The 18684-nt window shown below is 55.6% G+C and carries 15 protein-coding genes; 7 read left to right on the plus strand and 8 right to left on the minus strand.

From position 1 onward, the window contains the following. Positions 1-151: 151 nt before the first annotated feature. From Enr10x_RS26785 to Enr10x_RS26795, 3 genes are all read right to left on the minus strand, one after another. Complete coding sequence (locus Enr10x_RS26785) at positions 152-664, minus strand: ankyrin repeat domain-containing protein (RefSeq protein WP_145452079.1); 513 nt, start codon at positions 662-664, stop codon at positions 152-154. Between the two features lie 364 nt (positions 665-1028). After that, positions 1029-2720 (minus strand): dihydroxy-acid dehydratase, encoded by a 1692-nt coding sequence (gene ilvD, locus Enr10x_RS26790; protein ID WP_145452081.1) that lies wholly within the window; start codon positions 2718-2720, stop codon positions 1029-1031. Between the two features lie 80 nt (positions 2721-2800). Further along, positions 2801-3091, minus strand: coding sequence for a putative quinol monooxygenase (locus Enr10x_RS26795; protein ID WP_145114747.1), 291 nt, complete (start codon positions 3089-3091; stop codon positions 2801-2803). A 436-nt stretch (positions 3092-3527) separates the two neighbouring features. Between Enr10x_RS26795 and Enr10x_RS26800 the strand changes: the two genes are divergently transcribed. Continuing rightward, positions 3528-5534, plus strand: coding sequence for a sigma-54-dependent Fis family transcriptional regulator (locus Enr10x_RS26800; RefSeq protein ID WP_232093150.1), 2007 nt, complete (start codon positions 3528-3530; stop codon positions 5532-5534). A 241-nt stretch (positions 5535-5775) separates the two neighbouring features. On the opposite strand, the gene Enr10x_RS26805 is transcribed toward Enr10x_RS26800, so the two are convergent. Further along, positions 5776-7116: a transposase gene (locus Enr10x_RS26805; RefSeq protein WP_197997309.1), complete on the minus strand. Its 1341-nt coding sequence runs from the start codon at positions 7114-7116 to the stop codon at positions 5776-5778. 557 nt (positions 7117-7673) lie between these two features. On the opposite strand from Enr10x_RS26805, the gene Enr10x_RS26810 reads away from it, so the two are divergent. Then, entirely contained in the window at positions 7674-8234 is a 561-nt protein-coding gene (locus Enr10x_RS26810; RefSeq protein ID WP_145452083.1) for a hypothetical protein, read from the plus strand. Positions 8235-8665: 431 nt separating this feature from the next. Here the strand turns inward: Enr10x_RS26810 and Enr10x_RS26815 are convergent, their stop codons facing one another. Both Enr10x_RS26815 and Enr10x_RS26820 read right to left on the minus strand, forming a co-directional pair. Continuing rightward, the gene (locus Enr10x_RS26815) at positions 8666-9400 is read right to left on the minus strand and encodes an RraA family protein (protein WP_145114753.1); all 735 of its coding nucleotides are present in this window, start codon (positions 9398-9400) and stop codon (positions 8666-8668) included. An 18-nt stretch (positions 9401-9418) separates the two neighbouring features. Beyond that, on the minus strand, positions 9419-10705 hold the full coding sequence (locus Enr10x_RS26820; RefSeq protein ID WP_145452085.1) for a lactate racemase domain-containing protein: 1287 nt from the start codon (positions 10703-10705) through the stop codon (positions 9419-9421). Positions 10706-11089: 384 nt separating this feature from the next. On the opposite strand from Enr10x_RS26820, the gene Enr10x_RS26825 reads away from it, so the two are divergent. Next, a complete protein-coding gene (locus Enr10x_RS26825; RefSeq protein WP_197997384.1) occupies positions 11090-12712 on the plus strand; it encodes a flagellar hook-basal body protein in 1623 nt (540 codons plus the stop codon). 15 nt (positions 12713-12727) lie between these two features. Here the strand turns inward: Enr10x_RS26825 and Enr10x_RS26830 are convergent, their stop codons facing one another. After that, positions 12728-13174 (minus strand): SRPBCC family protein, encoded by a 447-nt coding sequence (locus Enr10x_RS26830; protein WP_145452089.1) that lies wholly within the window; start codon positions 13172-13174, stop codon positions 12728-12730. 266 nt (positions 13175-13440) lie between these two features. Here Enr10x_RS26830 and miaA point away from each other — a divergent pair, with 266 nt between their 5' ends. After that, the gene (gene miaA, locus Enr10x_RS26835) at positions 13441-14373 is read left to right on the plus strand and encodes a tRNA (adenosine(37)-N6)-dimethylallyltransferase MiaA (RefSeq protein ID WP_145452091.1); all 933 of its coding nucleotides are present in this window, start codon (positions 13441-13443) and stop codon (positions 14371-14373) included. 232 nt (positions 14374-14605) lie between these two features. On the opposite strand, the gene Enr10x_RS26840 is transcribed toward miaA, so the two are convergent. Next, entirely contained in the window at positions 14606-14983 is a 378-nt protein-coding gene (locus Enr10x_RS26840; protein WP_145452093.1) for a GxxExxY protein, read from the minus strand. A 327-nt stretch (positions 14984-15310) separates the two neighbouring features. Between Enr10x_RS26840 and Enr10x_RS26845 the strand changes: the two genes are divergently transcribed. Genes Enr10x_RS26845 through nadB form a run of 3 tightly spaced genes read left to right on the plus strand, consistent with a single transcriptional unit; the run spans position 15311 to position 18669 of the window. After that, a complete protein-coding gene (locus Enr10x_RS26845) occupies positions 15311-16159 on the plus strand; it encodes a menaquinone biosynthesis family protein (protein WP_145114765.1) in 849 nt (282 codons plus the stop codon). 55 nt (positions 16160-16214) lie between these two features. Next, a complete protein-coding gene (locus Enr10x_RS26850; RefSeq protein WP_145114767.1) occupies positions 16215-17012 on the plus strand; it encodes an SDR family oxidoreductase in 798 nt (265 codons plus the stop codon). Positions 17013-17049: 37 nt separating this feature from the next. After that, positions 17050-18669 carry an L-aspartate oxidase gene (nadB, locus tag Enr10x_RS26855; RefSeq protein ID WP_145452095.1) on the plus strand — a complete coding sequence of 540 codons (1620 nt, stop codon included), beginning with the start codon at positions 17050-17052 and terminating at the stop codon, positions 18667-18669. The last annotated feature ends 15 nt before the right edge of the window (positions 18670-18684 follow it).

The following is an 18684-nucleotide window of genomic DNA, read 5'->3' on the forward strand; positions in this document are numbered from 1 at the left end:
GAGATTTCGTGAAACAAATTGTGAACGAACTTGTTACACGTTATTCGATCCGACGGAGGCTTCCTACATAGTTTCACTGTCGGCTTGCCCGACAGTGCTTGAGTAAACCTGTAAAAAACGAAAGCCCTAATGCAATTCAGGCCAGCCAGTCTCATCCGTGCTCAGGGTAACGTTTTAAAAACAGCGCCAATGCTTCGGGAAAATTTCTCTCTCGCACCATACCGATACATGATATTCCCTTCTGATTTCGAATGGTGGGATCTGCCCCTGAGTCATACAACAGCTTCGAGATCTCCATCTCGGGAGGTTCAATCCATTCAGAGGCAGTCACCATCTCGATATCAAGTGCCAGATGCAACGCCGTATTCCCAACGCTGCTTTGAATATTCAGATCAGCTCCATACGCTGCCAGCAACTGAATGACATCAGGACGACCTTCCTCAACAGCCCATAAGAGTGGAGGGTATCTGTCAGGTGATTCTTTTGATCGAAAATTAATATCGGCACCATGCTCAATCAAAAGCTGGATGATTCTTAAATCTTCGCAATCCACGGAAGCAGTTAAAGCCGCTGACAATTCTTCCTGACCTGGCTCGGAACTTTGTGCTAAAACAGATTTGACCAGCTCGTAATTATCTGTTTCAACGGCATCTCTTAAGTTCATGGAATGATCCACCTGACATAAAATAAAAAGGGTGCGCTCGAATGCAATTCGAGCCGAGCGCAGCGAGCAGGAAACTGACAGTGAGACCGTTGCCCTGTAGGAGGAACCACACAGACACCGGCCCTACCTCAGCAAAAATCGATTTCTGTATCTCAACAGAACGGCTCCCCCGTTGGTTTCCTGTTGTTTTCAACAACCCCGAATTACATTCGGGGGCGCCCGGTGATCTGACTTCCGCACTCAATTCTTTCGTGTTTTTCGTGCCTTTCGTGGTAGATAAAATCGGACTTACAACCTGCCACAAAAAAAACGCCCGCAGCCAACCGGCTCCGGGCGTTTTCATTTCAACAATTCAAGCAAACGCCTACTCGTCCGTCACGCAACCTTCGGAAGCAGACTTCACGTTCTTGATGTATTTATACAGCGTGCCCCGCGTGTATTTGAACGGGGGTGCCGTCCAGGCTTTGCGGCGTTCTTCCAGTTCGGCGTCGCTCACATCCATGTCCATCCGGTTGTTCTCGGCGTCGATGACCACCTTGTCCCCGTTCTTTACCAGGGCAATCGGTCCGCCGTCCTGGGCTTCGGGAGTCACGTGACCCACGATGAAGCCGTGCGAACCGCCCGAGAAACGACCGTCGGTGAGTAATGCCACATCTTTACCCAGACCCGCTCCCATGATCGCAGAGGTCGGCGTCAGCATTTCCGGCATCCCCGGTCCCCCCTTGGGGCCTTCGTAGCGGATGATGATCACATCTCCTTTGTTGATCTTCTTGTCTTCCAGTGCCTTGAGCATGTCTTCTTCGGAATCGAACACGTTGGCGGTTCCTTCGAAACGCAGACCTTCCTTACCGGTGATCTTGGCAACCGCACCAGTCGGAGCCAGGTTCCCTTTCAGAATCTGCAGGTGGCCGCTCGGCTTGATCGGGTTATCGACCGAGTGCACGATATCCTGTCCTTCTTTGAGGCCCGGCAGGTCGGCCAGGTTCTCGGCGTGCGTCTTGCCGGTCACGGTCATGCAGTCTCCGTTGATCAGTCCCTGTTCCAGCAGGTACTTCAGCACGGCCGGAGTTCCCCCCTGCTCCTGCAGGTCCGCCATCACGTACTTACCACTGGGCTTGAAGTCCGCCAGCAGCGGGATCCGGTCGCTGACCGACTGGAAGTCGTCAATCGTCAATTCCACATCCACGGCCCGGGCAATCGCCAGCATGTGCAGTACGGCATTGGTTGAACCGCCCAGGGCCACCGTCAGCACCATCGCATTTTCAAAGGCTTCCCGCGTCATGATGTCCCGCGGCTTGAGGTCCAGTTCCAGCAGCTTCCTGATCGCAGCCCCGGCCCGGAAACACTCATCCAGCTTGTCGGGATGCTCAGCCGGAATCGAGGAACTGTAAGGCAGTGCCATCCCCAGTGCTTCGATTGCGGACGCCATCGTGTTGGCGGTATACATCCCGCCGCAGGCACCAGCGCCCGGACAGCTCTTCTGCACGATCTGCTTGCGTGTCTCGTCGTCAATCGTTCCTGCCAGGTACTCCCCGTACGACTGGAATGCAGACACGATATCCAGCTTCTGGTTGTTCAGGCAGCCGGGAGCGATCGTTCCGCCGTAGACCATCAGCGACGGACGGTTGAAACGCCCCATCGCGATCAGACAGCCGGGCATGTTCTTGTCACAGCCGGGCAGTGAAATGTTCGCATCGTACCACTGGGCACAGGTCACCGTTTCAATACTGTCCGCAATCAGGTCGCGGGATTGCAGCGAGTACGACATGCCGTCGGTTCCCATCGAGATCCCGTCACTCACGCCGATCGTGTTGAACCGCATGCCCACCATGCCGGATGCTTCCACCCCCTCCTTCACCTTCGCAGCCAGAATATTGAGGTGCATGTTACAGGAGTTGCCTTCGTACCAGACGCTGGAAATTCCGACTTCTGCCTTGTTCATATCTTCTTCAGTCATGCCCGTGGCATACAGCATGGCCTGAGATGCCCCCTGCGAACGGGGCTGGGTGATGCGGGAACTGTAACGGTTCAGAATCGGTTGGGAATCGGATGACATCGACGGTTTTCCTCTGTTGTGTTTTTCACTAGCTAATGACGTAAGACAGATAAACGGTTCGCGGGCAGGCGAACTCGGAATTATTCGACCAGCAGTTTCACCCGGTGGGGCACCCGTTCGACACGAGGCAGTACCTGCGGTTCGTAGATTTCCTTGAACGCTTTTTCTTCGCGGTGGTCCTGCCAGGCCTGTTCGCTGGCCCAGTGTTCTACCAGCACGAATGTCGCCGGATCGGCTTCCGAATGATAGACGTCAAATCGCAGACAGCCCGGCTCCGTTCTCGACAGGCGACAGGCTTCTGCCAGCAGACCTTCGATTTCAGTTGCGTCCGCAGCGTCCTTCAAAGACAGAATCACATTGAGACAAAACATAAGCGCTCTCACTCGTGACGGGGAATGAAACAATGCTGTTTGAGAAGTCAGACCTCAGACTCTCTTTTGTTCCCATACAGTAACACTCCGCCGTCCGAAGTGACAGTAAAGCGCGATTCAATCACAACACACCGCGCCAAATCGCTCCCGCAAGGCCTGCACCACCCAACCATATCTGTTCATAAGTACATACAACATGACGGTAAAACAGAAAGCCTGGAGAAATTTTCCCGGTCAGCTCAACATTCTCACTTCGGTAAGCTGCAGCCCCCATTCATCAACGTGCGCGGAAAATTGCCAAAATGAGTCCACACTTGGATGACGCATAATTCACCTTCTGTTATCATTCCGACAAGAAAGAGCAGCGAATGGATGACAAAACCTGCCCCTTCCATCACGACATAGGGCTCTTTTGATCCTTTTGAGGGAGTATCCGGTGAGTAAAATTGAAACAGTGGAATGGCTGGACTGGAAACGCCTGCCATTATTTTCCCGCTTTGACGACGCAGCCTCTCTGATCCAGCTGGGAGACCAGCTCCTCGAAGAAGCCACCCAGCAGACCACCGCCGCCGACTACCTGCGTCAGTTCCTGCCCCAGCTGGCAACCGAACTCTCCTGCCAGTGGTGCACGCTCATCGAACGCACGCCAGAATGGGAAACGATCTTCGAATTTGGACGCAACTCCGCCGCCAGCTTCCCCGGCACTCTCTGCAACGAAGCCCTCGACCGCGATGCCGCCGGCCTCGGTGCTGATGAAAAAAAGAACGACTGGTTCTACATCGCCGCCCCCCTGGGCGACGTCCGCCCCGGTACGGTGCTCCTCGTCGGCGGACGCGACCTGACCACCGACACACTCAGTAACAGCGTCATTGCTGCCCGCGTGCTGGGTTACGCGCTCTCGATCGTGGCGAAACGCGAGAAACACGTCAAACGCATCGGCCGTCTCGAAACCACCCTGCACATCGCCTCCAGCTTTTCGTCCGCCCGCGATACCCAGTCGCTGCTGGAACTGATCGCCAAAGAAGCCACCCGCCTGCTCAACAGCGAACGCTCCAGTATCTTCATCTGGGATCAGGAACACAAACAGGTCGTCGCCTGCCCCGCCCTGGGTGTCGAAGGCAACACACTCCGCCTGCCCGATGATGTCGGCATCGTCGGGGAAGTGATTCACAGCGGCAAAACTGTCACCGTAGATGACGCCTACAACGACGACCGCTTCGATCCCAGCGTCGACAAGTCCAGCGGCTTCCGCACCCGGAACCTGCTCTGCGTACCGCTCCGCAACAACGCCGGCGAACTGATCGGCGCGTTCGAAGTCATGAACAAGCAGGCCGGCAAATCCGACTTCGATGACGATGACGCACAAAGCCTCGAAGAACTCGGCGTGCAGGCCGCCACCGCCCTGGAAAACACCCGCGAGCTCGAACAGCTCTCCCGCAGCCGCGACCAGCTCACCGAACAGGCCAAACAGAAAGTTCAGATCATCGGCAAGAGCTCGGCCATCGACGCGCTCCGCTCGACCATCGAACGTCTCGCCAGCACCGATCTCCCCGTACTGATCCTCGGCGAAAGCGGAACCGGGAAAGAGGTCGTCAGCCAGTCCCTGCATTACCAGGGTCCCCGCGCGAATACACCGTTCATCGCCGTCAACTGTGCGGCTCTCACCGAAACGCTGCTCGAAAGCGAACTGTTCGGCCACGAGAAAGGCGCCTTCACCGACGCCCACGAAACCCGCATCGGCAAATTCGAACTCGCCGAAGGAGGCACGCTCTTCCTCGACGAGATCGGCGACATGAGCCTGGGCGGCCAGGCCAAACTGCTGCGGGTCCTGGAGCAGAAAGTCATCACCCGCGTCGGCGGTTCGGAAAGCATTCCAATCAACGTCCGCGTCGTCGCCGCCACGAATGCGAAGCTCGCCGATGCGGTCCGCGATAAAAAGTTCCGCGAAGACCTGTTTTACCGTCTGAGCGTGGTCACCCTCGAACTGCCGCCTCTCCGCGAGCGGCCGGAAGACGTCATCCTGCTCGCCGAATTTTTCCTCACCCAGTTCTGCGGCCAGGCCAACCGCCGCGTACTGAAGATGTCCGCCGAAGCCAAAAAACGCCTGCAGGCCCACCTCTGGCCCGGCAACGTCCGTGAACTGCGCAACCTGATGGAACGCGTCGCCTTCCTCTGTGCGGGCGACCGCGTCGAAGTCGAAGACCTCGCCTTCATCCTCAGCCCCAGCCGCGATTCCGTTGTCGATATGTCCTCCGACCTGAGCCTCAAAGAAGCCACCCGCCGCTTCCAGCAGGAATACATCCGCCGCACCATCAAACGCGTGGGCGGCAACATGAGCGAAACCGCCAAATGCCTCGGCCTGCACCGCTCGAACCTCTACCGCAAAATGGGCCAGCTGGAAATGCAGGAAGCCAGCGAAATGTCCGAAGAGGATGACGAGTAAGGCTCGTCACAACCCGTGTTGGGTGCCACTGTCGGCTTGCCCGACAGTGCGCGTTCAGCGTCTTTTCTTTAACAGAGCTCCCCAGTCAGTGGGTGGGCCCGGATGCAATCCGGGCCGAGCGCAGCGAGCAGGAAGTTGTGGAGAGAGCCTGCAATTCAGGGGCACATTTCCAATAATTTTACTGGTTCGCAGCAGCACTGTTGGGCAAGCCAACAGTGGCACCCAACGCGGGTAACGACTTTTATTCAAGATAGATTTTCGCCAGTTTTTTTTGATCCGTTGTTGCCTGAATGATAGTTGGTTTTCCGCATTGCCGTTTCCTTTTCTTACACGGATGTCCCCGGCTTGCTTTTCTGTTATTCGGCCGTTTTTCTTCGGCGAGCACGGATTGCGAAAGCAGGTCGGTTAATGGCGCCCATTGCTGAGCATGGCAGGCAATTATCGTGACAGCCTGAGAAAACACACGAATCACTTTGATCGGACTGAGTTTTTTGAGATTCGTTCCCTGCTTATGCAACATGTCTTTTCCGACAAATAACGCAACCCAGATTCCGATCAGAGTCCAGTTTAATTCTGTGATGACATTTACAGGCGTCTGGCAACATAGCTTGCTGCGTTCACAGGATTGTTTTACTGAGCGGAAGAAAACCTCAATCCCCCATCTTTGACGATATAATTTACAGGCACATGCATCGGTCATTTCTAATTCGTTGCTCACCAGGTAGATCTTGTTCCTGCCATTATGGATCTGGAACAGACGCAGGACCAGCGGGCTTTGGTCTCGACGCTGCATAGAGTCGGGCCAGTAATAGACGAAGCCATCACGAATTTTCAACTGACCAAGTGATTTTAACAGGGTTACGTTCGAACCAACACGAAACAGGAAAGAATGCCCTGACTCCATGATGGCTGACCACAGCGGAGCACCTGTATATTGCGCATCCCCAACCAGTCGGACATTTTCTGGAAGGGATTCCAGCATTTCCCGGGCCGCAATTCGCTCACTGCCAGCTGCCCCCTGAATACACCAGCGAAACGGTAACCCACTGCCCAGATGCCAGAGCACGGTCGTTAACAGTTGAACGGTTAACGCCTTGGATTCATCGGCTTTTTTGCGGTATTTCGCCGACCTTCTATGATGGATCCCTGGTGCAAATTCACGCTGATTGGCTGCTGAGCGAGGCGCAGAGAACTTGGTGGCATCCACGGCCAGAGTGACTTTGCCTGCTGTGGTTCGATAGCCCTTCCATTGTCCCAGTTTTGAGGAAAGATGTTGAATCACCAGATCCACCAATGGCTGTCCGTAGTTCGCCAGAGCTTTCATCAGCCCTTGTCGTGTCACTGTCGTCGAAACCTGAAAGAGCTCACCGGCAACCGTGTAGGCCGTTTTTACCCTTTCGCCAAGTGTTCCTTTGGCAGTCCAGCCCATGCAGAGAATGGCAACCGCAGCCAACCAGCCCGGATCCAGAGAGGCATTGCCGTGACGTACCAGGGAAGACGTTTCGCAGGGAATCAGCCTGTCAAAAATCGCTTTCATTGACTGAATATTTATGCGAAGATGCTCGGTATCTTGATGCGGCATTCCAAGAGTCCTTTCTTGGCATGAGTGCAATTTGGTTAGCACCTGCATTAAACAACCTAACGGTTGTCCGCATCAAGATTTATTTAACTTACACAGAATCGTTACCCGCGTTGAGTGGCACCCCAGATAGGATAAGTAATTACTGTTCCTACGGTTAAACTTAGATTTGCAAGGGGCAGTTACTCGCCAGAAAACGTCGATACTGCGACCTCCTGTTGCCTGCTGCAATCACGGATTTCATCCGCGACCACCCGAAGTGGTCGTTGAATCAGAGTTTGCGCGTGTGTTACCTATGTATCCGAACGGCTGTTACCCATGTGTCTGAACGCTGGTAATATCGATCAATGCTCACCCACCTGTGAGTGCGCTGATGTAAAAACAGGATACGCCACCCTGTAATTCTTTCACACCGGGAGGCGTCTCCCCCGATCAACTTCACCCCTTTCCTTGCCAGCTTACCAGCTTTATCGTTTTTCAGAACTGGCACCCGATTTGCCTTAGCTCCTCCCCAGACAGCGGGCATTCGAAAACCATCTGTATTCAAGGAGGATCGGATTATGGAAATCATGCTGACCATGTTGTTGAGTTTTGCCACCGCAGTCAGTCCGACGGTGGTCAACGCGGACTTTGAACAGAAAGATGCACGCACCGGACTGCCCACCGGCTGGGCGTTCACCTCCCTGCCGGACAGACAGCATCTGGTGAATTACCGGACCGCTCAGGTCGCTGCAGAGCAAGGCCAGACCAGAGCCCTCTCGATTACCGTAGCCTCGGATCACCCCGAACATAAAGTGGCCTACAACATTCACCAGGATCTGAAAGGACTGACTCCCGGCAAGTCCTATCGCGTCTCCGCCCGTGTCTGTACCAGGGGATTGAAAACGCTGCCCATGATCGTCGTCCAGTGTATCGACGCCAGCGGCAGCCGCTTCCTCGGATTCGCACGGTCTCAGCAACGCGAACTCCCCGGCGACCTGGACCACTGGGAACAGATTCAAACCGACATCGTGATTCCCGAAGGGACATCGACCGTCAGACTCCGGATCGGCATCCCTTCAGCAGGCAACGCCGGCGGCACCGCGATCATCGACGACGTCGACATGGTGGAAATGAATTAGAAAGAAAAGTGTTTGATACGTGGGTGCCATCTGTCGGCTTGTCCGACAGTGCGCATTCAGCGTCTTTTCTTTTATAGAACTTCCCCACTCAGCGGGTAAGCCCGGATGCAATCCGGGCCGAGCACAGCGAGCAGGAGGTTGTGGAGAGAGCCTGCAATTCAGGGGCGCATCACCGATAAGTTTACTGGTTCGCAGCAGCACTGTTGGGCAAGCCAACAGTGGCACCTCCAAACAGGATAAATGATTACTGCACCTGTAGTTAAGCTCATATTTGAAAGAGACAGTTACTCACCAGACAACATCGATTCTGCCACCTCTTGTTGCCTGCAGCAATTCCGAATTCCATTCGGGATTACCCGGAGATTCAACCACAAAAAAAGCCGGCTCACCCAGAGCCGGCTTTTCTTTAATAATTTTACAACGGGCAGCAACTACTCACCCCGCAGCCGTTTCCCCAGCTTGCCGACTTCGGCCGCCAGTTCCTTGCGGGCTTCGCCCAGACCTTCGGGAGTCAGGTTGCCCGTCTTGAGGTAATCCAGCACAATGTCTTCGGCTTTCATCAGATCCTTGCACGCGTCAGCCACTTCCGAAGCGATCTCATGCGGAATCGTGGTCACGCCGTTCAAATCGCCGTGCAGCAGGTCGCCAGGATAAATCGGAATGCCACCGACGGTCACGGGCACGTTGACGGCCAGCGTGTGACAGTAACCGTGAGCACAGATCGCCCCGTTGGTAAACGCGGGGAAATCAAGGGCTTCGACCTGGTCCAGGTCCCGGCCGGCACCGGAGGTGATGATCCCTTTTGCGCCGTAGGCTTTGTAAGTGCTGCACATCACTTCGCCGAACGTGGCAGAAGCGGTCGGCTCGTCCATGTCCTGATACACAACGACCGGAGCACCGGGCAGAGATTCAAACGCAGCCACCTGGTTATCCAGACCTGCGTAAACGTCGCCACTCCGCGGCGGTGCCATGCTGCGGAAAGTGGAGGTCAATGCATAGCCAACCATCGGCGGCATCTTGGGAAAGCAGGCTTTGATTGTGTCGTTCATAAAGCCGACGTTCCGCGGACGGATGTTCCACAGCTCGATCACATTACAGACAGTCGGGGTGTCATACTTGGCAAGTTCTTCCAATGCTTCGTTGGAAAGGCCTTCAGTGGTGGACATGAATGGGTTCCTGTTGGGTTAAATTGAATGTTGCGGTTTCTTAAAAACGGAGGCCAGATTCCCCTCAGCGTCGAAAGGAAAGTCGAACGGCCCGGAAATGATTTCCAGGTCGTCGCGGCTGTTGATCTCCTCCAGGTACGTTTCGCTGACAACAACCTCGCTCAATTCGAGCGTGTCGTAAATCTGTACAATGCCACTGGTTTCCGGTTCGACCAGCCCTATGGTCTGCAAAGCCGCTTCGATCGCTTCCCGATCATTCGGATAAACCAGCGGAACCATCCCGGCAGTGGGATGACTTCCAGTAATAGTGTTAATGCGGGTGCTTTTCCAGTCAACGCCCGCGACGGTCCGCTCGTTGGTGAACTCCGCCAGACCGATGCCGCAGGCATTCCCGTGCGTCTCCTCTGTCAGTCCGCGGACCATAATCCGCTTGCAGGAGACCACGTCCCGTTCGGTCGCGGCATGATCGTTGAATTTGCGTCCGATCACGCAGGCATCCATTCCCGAACCGCTGATGTTCTTCCCGATCCGGTCCACGATCAACAGATCGATCTTCGGGAACGGCAGCCGGGGCAGCCACTGGCGGGCGATCTCCAGCAGTTCCTTTTCCCGTTCGTAAAAGTTCTCGGGTGCCACCGCTTCGATCATGCCAGTCTCGTCGTACGAATTCTCGACAATCGCCAACCCACCGATCACATCACATTTTTTCAATACCGAAGCCGCGACCGCCTTGATGATCTCTTCAAAACTGTGATCCTCGATCGCCCGGTGATAGATCTTGGCCCCCTCATGCTTCCCCAGGCCGATCAACATCATCTTATGCAGCCCCGATTCAATGTCACCCACAAACCGGGTGTGCGGCTTCACGCGTCCGCAGACCAGCACATGGTCGGCTGCATAGGCATTCTTATCGAAATGCACCGGGATCCCGTGCGGCGTCTGATCCACAATCACCGTCTCCATGGAGGAACGGATCCCCACCCCCATCGCTTCTTCAGTCACCCCATAGGAGGCAATCACGTGTGCCTGCCCTTCTGCGGTTCCGCCCCCGTGACTCCCCATCGCCGGGACAATAAACGGCTCCGCTCCCAGTGACTTCAGGTAATCAACGGTCGACCTGATAATCAGCGCAATATTGGCAATTCCGCGACTCCCCACCGGCACCGCCACAGAATCGCCTGGCTTAATCACTTTCTCCAGATTCAGCTGCGTTAATGTGGCCCGAACCGCCTCACCTATATCTTCGACGCGGGTCGACGGAAAATTCTGACGGATCCGATAAGCCTGAGGCAGGGTCATGTTCATAGTCGTATTTCGATCTATTCAGTATTCGGGCGGGCGAGCAGGATGGCTTCCGTTCATTTCATTTATGAAGAGTCTGTTATTGTACGTAATTCCCATCCGATTCCGCTACACTCCCGCACCTTCACCCGTCAGAATCAAGGCAGATCGGCATTCGCCCCCGGTTCCCCGGCTACAGCCCGGAAAAGTCTTGTTCTAAAGTCTCGATTCCGATACCTTTACCCATGGTCCATCAATCCTGGAAAGGCCGGAGATCGACACCTGACGAACAACCGTCTGATCTCAAACAACGTGTTATTCCGGGGCTGAGAAGACATGCGACTGATTTCAAAACCAATCAGCAGGTCGAAACTGGAAGTCGAGCCTTGTTGCTGCAAGGAAGCAGATATGAGAAAAAACTTTGAACGGATCATCTTCGCTGTTTCCGTCTGTGTACTGGGGGGCGTGCTCTTTATTCAGGGCATCCTCTATCTAAAAGATCTGGGATTCGCCGACGAGACCGATCCCGTCACTCTCTCCCTGACGCAGAATCAAAGTGCCGCCGCGGCAGCCGAACTGGAATGTGCTCCCGCGGAACCGGCGCCCCTCGACAGCCTTCCCGGCATTGAACTGGCACTCGCCGAAGCCAATGAGGGAACAGAGCTCGAAGCGGAAGCGACCGAAGACCCCGCCCTCGCGGGTCCCCGGCTGACACTTCCTGAAAGTGGTCAGGGAAAAATTCTCGCCAACCCCGAAACCGCCCGCCCGGCTCTCCCGTTGTTGCCCGATCTGGATTCGAAACTGCATCAGACGCCCGGCCCTTTGATGCCGCCACTCAATGCGGAGCCACTCGCCGATTCCCCCAAGCAGGGTAATGAAAAATCCGACGCGCTGATCCGTTCGATCATCAAAGAACATCTGCCCCACGCCAGCGCGGAAGAACACCAGATCTGGTTCGAAGAACTGCGGGGCGTTCCCCCCAAAGTCGCCAACGACATGCTCGCCATCCGGAAACTCCTGCAGCCCAAAACCGCGCTGCGGATGCCCACAGACCAATGGGAGAAACTGAATCCCACTTTGGAACTCGCACCGCCACAACCACAGGTCATCTCCTCGACGAACAACCGGGGCAGCGACCAGGGAGGCTTTATCGGCTTCTCCTCTCAGGCGGATCGCGACGAACTGCTGCACCGGTTGCGGCCCACCGTCGATGCCCTGCGGATGTCGCGGGATGTGATCGTCAATAACATCGCCAATGCGGGCACCATCGGCTTCAAACGCCTGAACGTTGAATTCGAAGCGCTACCCTACGAATACATCGAAACCCCGGCCAGCGAAAAAAGTGACTCTGCTCCGCCGATCGCGGTCGGCATGGGCAGCCAGGTCCTGCAAACCCGACTCTCACAGGCTCCCGGAGAACTGATCAAAACCGGTCGCCAGCTCGATGTCGCTATCGAAGGTCAGGGATTCCTGCAGGTCACCCTCGAAGATAAAACCCTGTTCACTCGCGCTGGCCGCCTGATGATCGACGACAAACATCGGCTCTGCCTGCGGGGCTCACAGCAGAACTTCCCTCTCGTACCGGAAATCCTGATTTCGGAATCCGCGCATTCCGTGCAGATCCGCGAGAATGGCACGGTCGTCGCGATCCTGACTGGTGAGGAGACTACAGGCAAAGAACAACAGCTCGGCTCACTCAAGCTGGCCTGCTTTGCAGACGCCAGTGAACTCTTTCCGCGGGAGTCCTGCCTGTTCGCAGCCACCACCCGCTCGGGAGCCCCTCGCGTATTGACACCCGGTCAACAGGGAGCCGGTCTGCTCATCTCAGGCACACTGGAAGCCTCAAACGTCTCCATCGCGGAAGAGCTGGAAGCCCTGGCATCGATCAAACAGCGCGTCGACGCTCTGCAGACCATCTACCAGCTAGACACCTTAAAGCCGATCCGGGCCGACCTGGGTCCTCCCTCAGATCGGATCGCCCGTCCTCAAGGACAGCGCCTGCCGCGAGGTAATCGCCCAATTATCAAGTAATCAAACGCGTTCTACTCAGGAAAAGATTTCCTTGAGCGCGTTGTGGCGGTGATAGAAACCTTCGTCGAAAATATCGAGCAGCTTGGATTCTGTCACGATAAATCCGAGCAGGCCGCCCGGCGGTTGAAATTCGAGCCGGTCGATCACCGTGACCTGGTTATCGCCGCTGGGCACAATTTCGTGTTCATGAATATAATGCTTGAGCGGTCCGGAAATCTGTTTCTCGGTAAACAGCCTCGGTTCTTCGAAGACGGTAATCTCGTGAACCCCTTCCTGCACCTGCCCGAACCCCTGGACCCGAAACTCAATCGTGGCTCCCAGGTAGAGCTTGTCGGGCTTCTTGGTAAACGTCAGGCCGGCATCGGGGGGGCTGATCTTCAGGATGTTGTCGGTATCGATCAGGAATTCGAATACTTCTTCGGGGGTGGCGGTCAGCTGAACGCTGGCTTCGAAGTTCGCCATGGTCACTCTCTTTCGACTTTCAACGCGGATAAATATACTTTACAACGGCACGAATCTTCTGAGCCGTCAGAACTTCGGCGCCTACCCTGAAGCGCGTCGCATTGAACCATAGCGTTTCTCATTTTAATATACTCGGTCCAATTGGCCCTGGAGACGCTACAGTAAAACTGGACACAGTCTAGCTGAATGTTTTCGAAATAACGAGTCCCCCCAGGCCCCGGATCGGGTTTCCCCGCGATCTGAGGTCATTCTGAAGTGATCCCGTAATGCAGTTTTCCCCGGAAGTCCTGAAACAGTGCTGGTTTCTGGCAGGCCCTACCGCCTGCGGCAAGACCGAACTCAGCCTGCAGCTGGCCGAACATCTGGATGCGGAAATCCTGGCCCTCGACTCGATGTCCCTCTACCGGGGCATGGATATCGGCACCGCGAAAGCCTCGCCCGAAGAACAGCAGCGGGTCCCTCATCACCTGATCGACGTCATCGACCCGCACGAGGAATTCAGTGTCGCGGAATACCTGACCGCTGCCGAACAATGCTGCCGGGAGATCCTCGACCGGGGACACGTCCCCCTGTTCGTGGGAGGCACCGGCCTCTACCTGCGAGCCGTATTACGAGGTGTCTTTGAAGGCCCTGCTGCCGACTGGGATTACCGCCGAGAACTCGAACAGTTCGTGGAATCCGAGGGCAACGCAGCCCTGCATCAGCGACTGGCCGAAGTCGACCCGGTCTCTGCAGAGAAGCTGCATCCCAACGATCTCCGCCGCGTCACCCGGGCCCTGGAAGTTTTCCACGTCACCGGCCAGCCCCTCTCAGAGCAACACCAGGAAGCGGCCCAACCCGAAGACGAACGACCGCAGCACGTCTACTGGCTCTCCCCCGATCGCGACTGGCTCTACGCCCGCATCAACGCCCGCGTCGATCAGATGCTGGAGGCCGGTTTGCTGGACGAAGTCAAAACCCTACTCGCCGCCGAAAAACCCTTAAGCCGCACCGCCCGGCAGGCACTCGGCTACAAGGAACTGATCGACCACCTCGCAGGCGAGATCACTTACGAGGAAGCCGTCGAGACTCTGAAAGTACGCACCCGCCAGTTCGCCAAACGCCAGCACACCTGGTTCCGCAACCTCGAAGAATGCCACGCCGTCGAAGTCACCACCACGGATACCGCCAAAGACCTGCTCGAAAAAATACAAAAGTGATTTTACTACCACGAAAAGCACGAAAGACACGAAAATATCCTGTCTGAAAGTCGCCAGCAGGATTGGAAAGTAAAAAACCTCAGAAGGTAAATACGACTCAGATTAAGAACTGTTTTACTTCATCTGGCAAAACAGATCTGGCAGACAAAAACTTGTCGGCATCGACTTCAAGATTTTAAATTTTCGTGCTTTTCGTGTCTTTCGTGGTTAAAAAATTCGTGTCATTAGAGGTTCACAGCACATAGCGTTGCACAGTTACTTTGGGGTGGCTCCCGAAGTTGATCAGCAGGCCCAGCTTCATCTCGGCTGCTTTCTGATAATTAATCAACTGTGCGGCATGTTCTGGCGTCAATTCTCTGACAGCCTTCAGTTCCATGATTATGCCCTCGTAACAAATCAGGTCCGGCTGATAGGTTTGCTGTAAAACATCACCCTTGTATTTCATCTGCAGCACCGGTTTCGCCACAAACGGAATCCCACGTTCCAACAGTTCTCGCTCCAGACATTCCTGGTAAACAGCTTCCAGGAATCCACAACCCACCTCCCGATAAACCTCAAAGACCGCCCCCTGAATCGCATAGCATTCATCTCTATAAATAATATTATTCATACTTATTTTTTCTGATAATCAGGATGCCTACCAAGTTTAATTCTTTTCGTGTCATTCGTGCTTTTCGTGGTTATTAAACACAATTTCACATTATACTATTGTATATTTATTAAATTTGATATCAAACCATCGTCTTTCGAATACCAAAGCATGAACCAGTCCCTTTCGTGGTCGATCTTCGTAGTTTCCGCTCAGTCGGTGGCTAAGTCGCCGGGAACTCTCTATAGTGTCTTGCTAAATATAGTAAATGAACTGGACGGAATCCGTCGGCTGATGGTCCCGCTCTCCAGTGCCTGTTTCCCTCAACTTCCATATTGTGTGTGACTCATGATGACCGATGAAAAAGTGTTAATTCAGGTAGGCCACAGTCCCGATCCGGACGATGCCTTTATGTTCCATGCTCTGGCCAATGACAAAATCGACACCGGTAAGTATCGATTTACTCATGAGTTACAGGATATTGAAACCCTCAACCAGCGTGCCTTCAACGCCGAACTGGAACTGACCGCCGTCAGCCTGCACGGCTACGCGTACCTGACCGACACCTACGCGATCTGCTCCTGTGGTGCCTCCATGGGCGACAAGTACGGCCCGATGGTCGTCGCTCGCGAAGAGTGGACCATCGACGATCTCCGTGGCAAAAAGATCGCGATTCCCGGCAAGCTGACCACCGCCTTCCTCACCCTCAAGCTCCTGCTGGGTGATGATTTCGAATACGAAGAACACCCCTTTGATGAGATCCTGAACCTGGTCGAACAGGGCAAAGTCGATGCCGGCCTGATCATTCACGAAGGCCAGTTGACCTATGCCAGCCAGGGACTCAAACTGGTCGTCGATATGGGACAGTGGTGGTTCGACGAAACTGGTCTTCCCCTGCCGCTGGGCGCCAACGCCATCCGTAAGGACCTCGGTCAGGAAGCAATGGAAGAAGTCACCGCCATCCTCAAGCGGAGCATCGAGTACGGCCTGGAACACCGGGACGAAGCGCTCGACTACGCCCTGCAGTTCGGTCGCGATCTGAACCGCGGCAGTGCCGACAAGTTCGTGGGCATGTATGTCAACGACTGGACGCTCGACTTCGGCGAAAAAGGCCGCGAAGCAGTCGCAACACTGCTCAACCGGGGCTACGAAGCCGGCATCATTCCGAATCCCGTCAAACTGGAATTCATCGGTTAAGACTTCAGTCGCACTCCGTGATTGAATCGCAGAGAGATAGAGAAGGTGGTATGCGATGAGTGAATCGAACTCATCCGGATATTTACAGTCCCTGTTCGGCCTGACCGGCAAAACGGCGATTGTCATTGGCGGCACTGGAGTTCTGGGCGGCGCGATTGCCGACGCCCTGGCCCAGGCCGGAGCCCATGTGGTCATTGTGGGACGCAATGCAGAAAACGGCGCCGGTCGCGTGAAGATCATCGAAGAGCTGGGAGGCACCGCCGAATTCTTCAAAGCCGATTCCACCAGTCGTGCCGATCTCGAAGCACTCGTTGCGCACCTGAAGACCAATGAACGGACACCCGACATCCTGGTCAACGGCGCGGGCATCAATGCTGCCACCCCCTTCCTTGAAATCAGTGACGAAGAATGGGAAGACATATTCCGCGTCAACCTGCTCAGCGTGAAAGTCGCCTGCCAGGTCTTCGGGGAAGCCATGCTCGCTCAGGACAACGGCGGCTCGATCATCAATATCGCCTCCATGAGTGCTATCATTCCCCTCTCGCGGGTCTTCACCTATTCCGCGACCAAAGCAGCTGTGCTCAACCTGACACAGAACCTGGCCCGCGAATGGGCCGAGCAGGGCGTGCGGGTCAATGCCCTCTCTCCCGGCTTCTTTCCTGCCGAACAGAACCGAAAAGTGCTGACACCCGAACGGGTAAAGAGTATCATGAATCATACACCCGCTCAGCGTTTCGGCGATCCGGACGAACTGGCAGGCGCCGTCCTGCTGATGGCTTCGGGGAAAGCCGGCAGTTTCATCACCGGTGCCAACATCGCCGTTGATGGCGGTTTTTCCTGTATGACCATCTGAGCCTCTACCTGACAACGAGTTTAAGGAGCATCCCGACTTGGATCCGATTCACATTGAACCTGGTCAGCGCTACCTTGCTCGTATCAACCCCAAGCGGATTCCGCACATCTTTACCGACGTTCTGATCATCGGCGGCGGAATCGCCGGCTGCCGGGCGGCGCTGGAGATCGATCCCCGCCTGGAAACGATCATCGTCAACAAAGGCAAGTTCACCCAGTCCAATACCGCCTATGCCCAGGGCGGCATCGCGGGGGTTCTCGACCCGCTGGACAACATCACCAACCACGTGCAGGATACCCTCGCCGCGGGCAAGGATCTCTGCGATCCGGAACTGGTGGAGTATGTCTGCACTGAAGCGCCCCGGCACATTCAGGAGCTGATCGAATTCGGAGCCGACTTCGATACACAGGACGGCAAAATCGCCCTCACCAAAGAAGGAGGCCACAGCCACCGCCGCGTCGCGCATGCCCTGGGCGACGCCACGGGGAAAGAAGTCATGCGGGCCCTGGTCGCAGCGGTCCACAAGCATCCTTCCATTCAGACCTGGACGAAAACTCCTACGATTGACCTGGTCACCGAAGACGGCAAATGTCGCGGCGCGATTATCTGGAACCGCTATCACGGCAAGTCGATCGTCTGGGCCAAGCAGGTGATCCTCGCCACAGGCGGCGCGGGTTGTCTGTTCCGGGAAACGACCAATCCCCCGCTGGCGACCGGCGATGGACACGCCCTGGCCTTTCGTGCCGGTGCCCTGCTGCAGGACATGGAATTCATGCAGTTCCATCCGACCGTACTTTACATCGCCGGGGGAGCCCGTTACCTGGTCTCCGAAGCAGTTCGGGGTGAAGGCGCCTACCTGCGGGACTGTAACGGCGTGCGGTTCATGTCGGAATACCACCCCGACCTGGAACTCGCACACCGCGACATCGTCAGCCGGGCGATCACTGACCGCATGTTGAAAACCAGTCACTCCTGCGTGTATCTCGACCTCAGACACCTCGATAAGAATCTGGTCAAAGAACGCTTTCCTAACATCAGCAAGGTCTGCGCAGGCTTCGGACTGGACCTTTCCAAAGATCAGATCCCGGTACGTCCCGGGGCACATTACATGATTGGGGGCGTGAAAACCGATCTGCAGGCGCAGACGTCGGTCCCCCATCTATGGGCCGCGGGTGAAGTTACTTCCACCGGTCTGCACGGCGGCAACCGTCTTGCTTCCAACAGTCTGCTGGAAGGACTGATCTTCGGCGCCGCAGCCGGCAAAGGGGCTTCTGCAGCAGCACTCAGCATACCCGATCAGTATTCCGCCTCCCTGCTCCCCGAATGGGATGCCGAAAAACGTTCGGATGAAGACCTCAACAGCAAAGACCTCCGTAACTCACTCGCCAGCCTGATGTGGCGGGATGTCGGCATCACCCGCAGCGCGGACTCACTCAAGAACGCCCAGGACAAAGTCGATTTCTGGAGCCGCTATGTCGTCGATCGCGAATTCAGAACCCTGACAGGCTGGGAACTGCAGAACATGCTGCTCGTCTCTCATTTGATGATCACCTCGGCCATTGAACGCCGCGAAAGCCGTGGAGTACACTATCGGAGTGACTTCCCGGAAACCGACCCGGCATTCCAGAAACATATTTCCGTGATTTCAACCCGCTGAACAACCCGAATCTAA

The sequence above is a fragment of the Gimesia panareensis genome (assembly GCF_007748155.1).
Classification (GTDB): Bacteria; Planctomycetota; Planctomycetia; order Planctomycetales; family Planctomycetaceae; genus Gimesia; species Gimesia panareensis.

Excerpts from the sequence above, each read along its gene's own strand:
- Enr10x_RS26785 (WP_145452079.1), bottom strand. The coding sequence starts at position 664 with ATGAACTTAAGAGATGCCGTTGAAACAGATAATTACGAGCTGGTCAAA.
- ilvD (WP_145452081.1), bottom strand. The coding sequence starts at position 2,720 with ATGTCATCCGATTCCCAACCGATTCTGAACCGTTACAGTTCCCGCATC.
- Enr10x_RS26795 (WP_145114747.1), bottom strand. The coding sequence starts at position 3,091 with ATGTTTTGTCTCAATGTGATTCTGTCTTTGAAGGACGCTGCGGACGCA.
- Enr10x_RS26805 (WP_197997309.1), bottom strand. The coding sequence starts at position 7,116 with ATGCCGCATCAAGATACCGAGCATCTTCGCATAAATATTCAGTCAATG.
- Enr10x_RS26810 (WP_145452083.1), top strand. The coding sequence starts at position 7,674 with ATGGAAATCATGCTGACCATGTTGTTGAGTTTTGCCACCGCAGTCAGT.
- Enr10x_RS26815 (WP_145114753.1), bottom strand. The coding sequence starts at position 9,400 with ATGTCCACCACTGAAGGCCTTTCCAACGAAGCATTGGAAGAACTTGCC.
- Enr10x_RS26820 (WP_145452085.1), bottom strand. The coding sequence starts at position 10,705 with ATGAACATGACCCTGCCTCAGGCTTATCGGATCCGTCAGAATTTTCCG.
- Enr10x_RS26825 (WP_197997384.1), top strand. The coding sequence starts at position 11,090 with ATGAGAAAAAACTTTGAACGGATCATCTTCGCTGTTTCCGTCTGTGTA.
- Enr10x_RS26830 (WP_145452089.1), bottom strand. The coding sequence starts at position 13,174 with ATGGCGAACTTCGAAGCCAGCGTTCAGCTGACCGCCACCCCCGAAGAA.
- miaA (WP_145452091.1), top strand. The coding sequence starts at position 13,441 with ATGCAGTTTTCCCCGGAAGTCCTGAAACAGTGCTGGTTTCTGGCAGGC.
- Enr10x_RS26840 (WP_145452093.1), bottom strand. The coding sequence starts at position 14,983 with ATGAATAATATTATTTATAGAGATGAATGCTATGCGATTCAGGGGGCG.
- Enr10x_RS26845 (WP_145114765.1), top strand. The coding sequence starts at position 15,311 with ATGATGACCGATGAAAAAGTGTTAATTCAGGTAGGCCACAGTCCCGAT.
- Enr10x_RS26850 (WP_145114767.1), top strand. The coding sequence starts at position 16,215 with ATGAGTGAATCGAACTCATCCGGATATTTACAGTCCCTGTTCGGCCTG.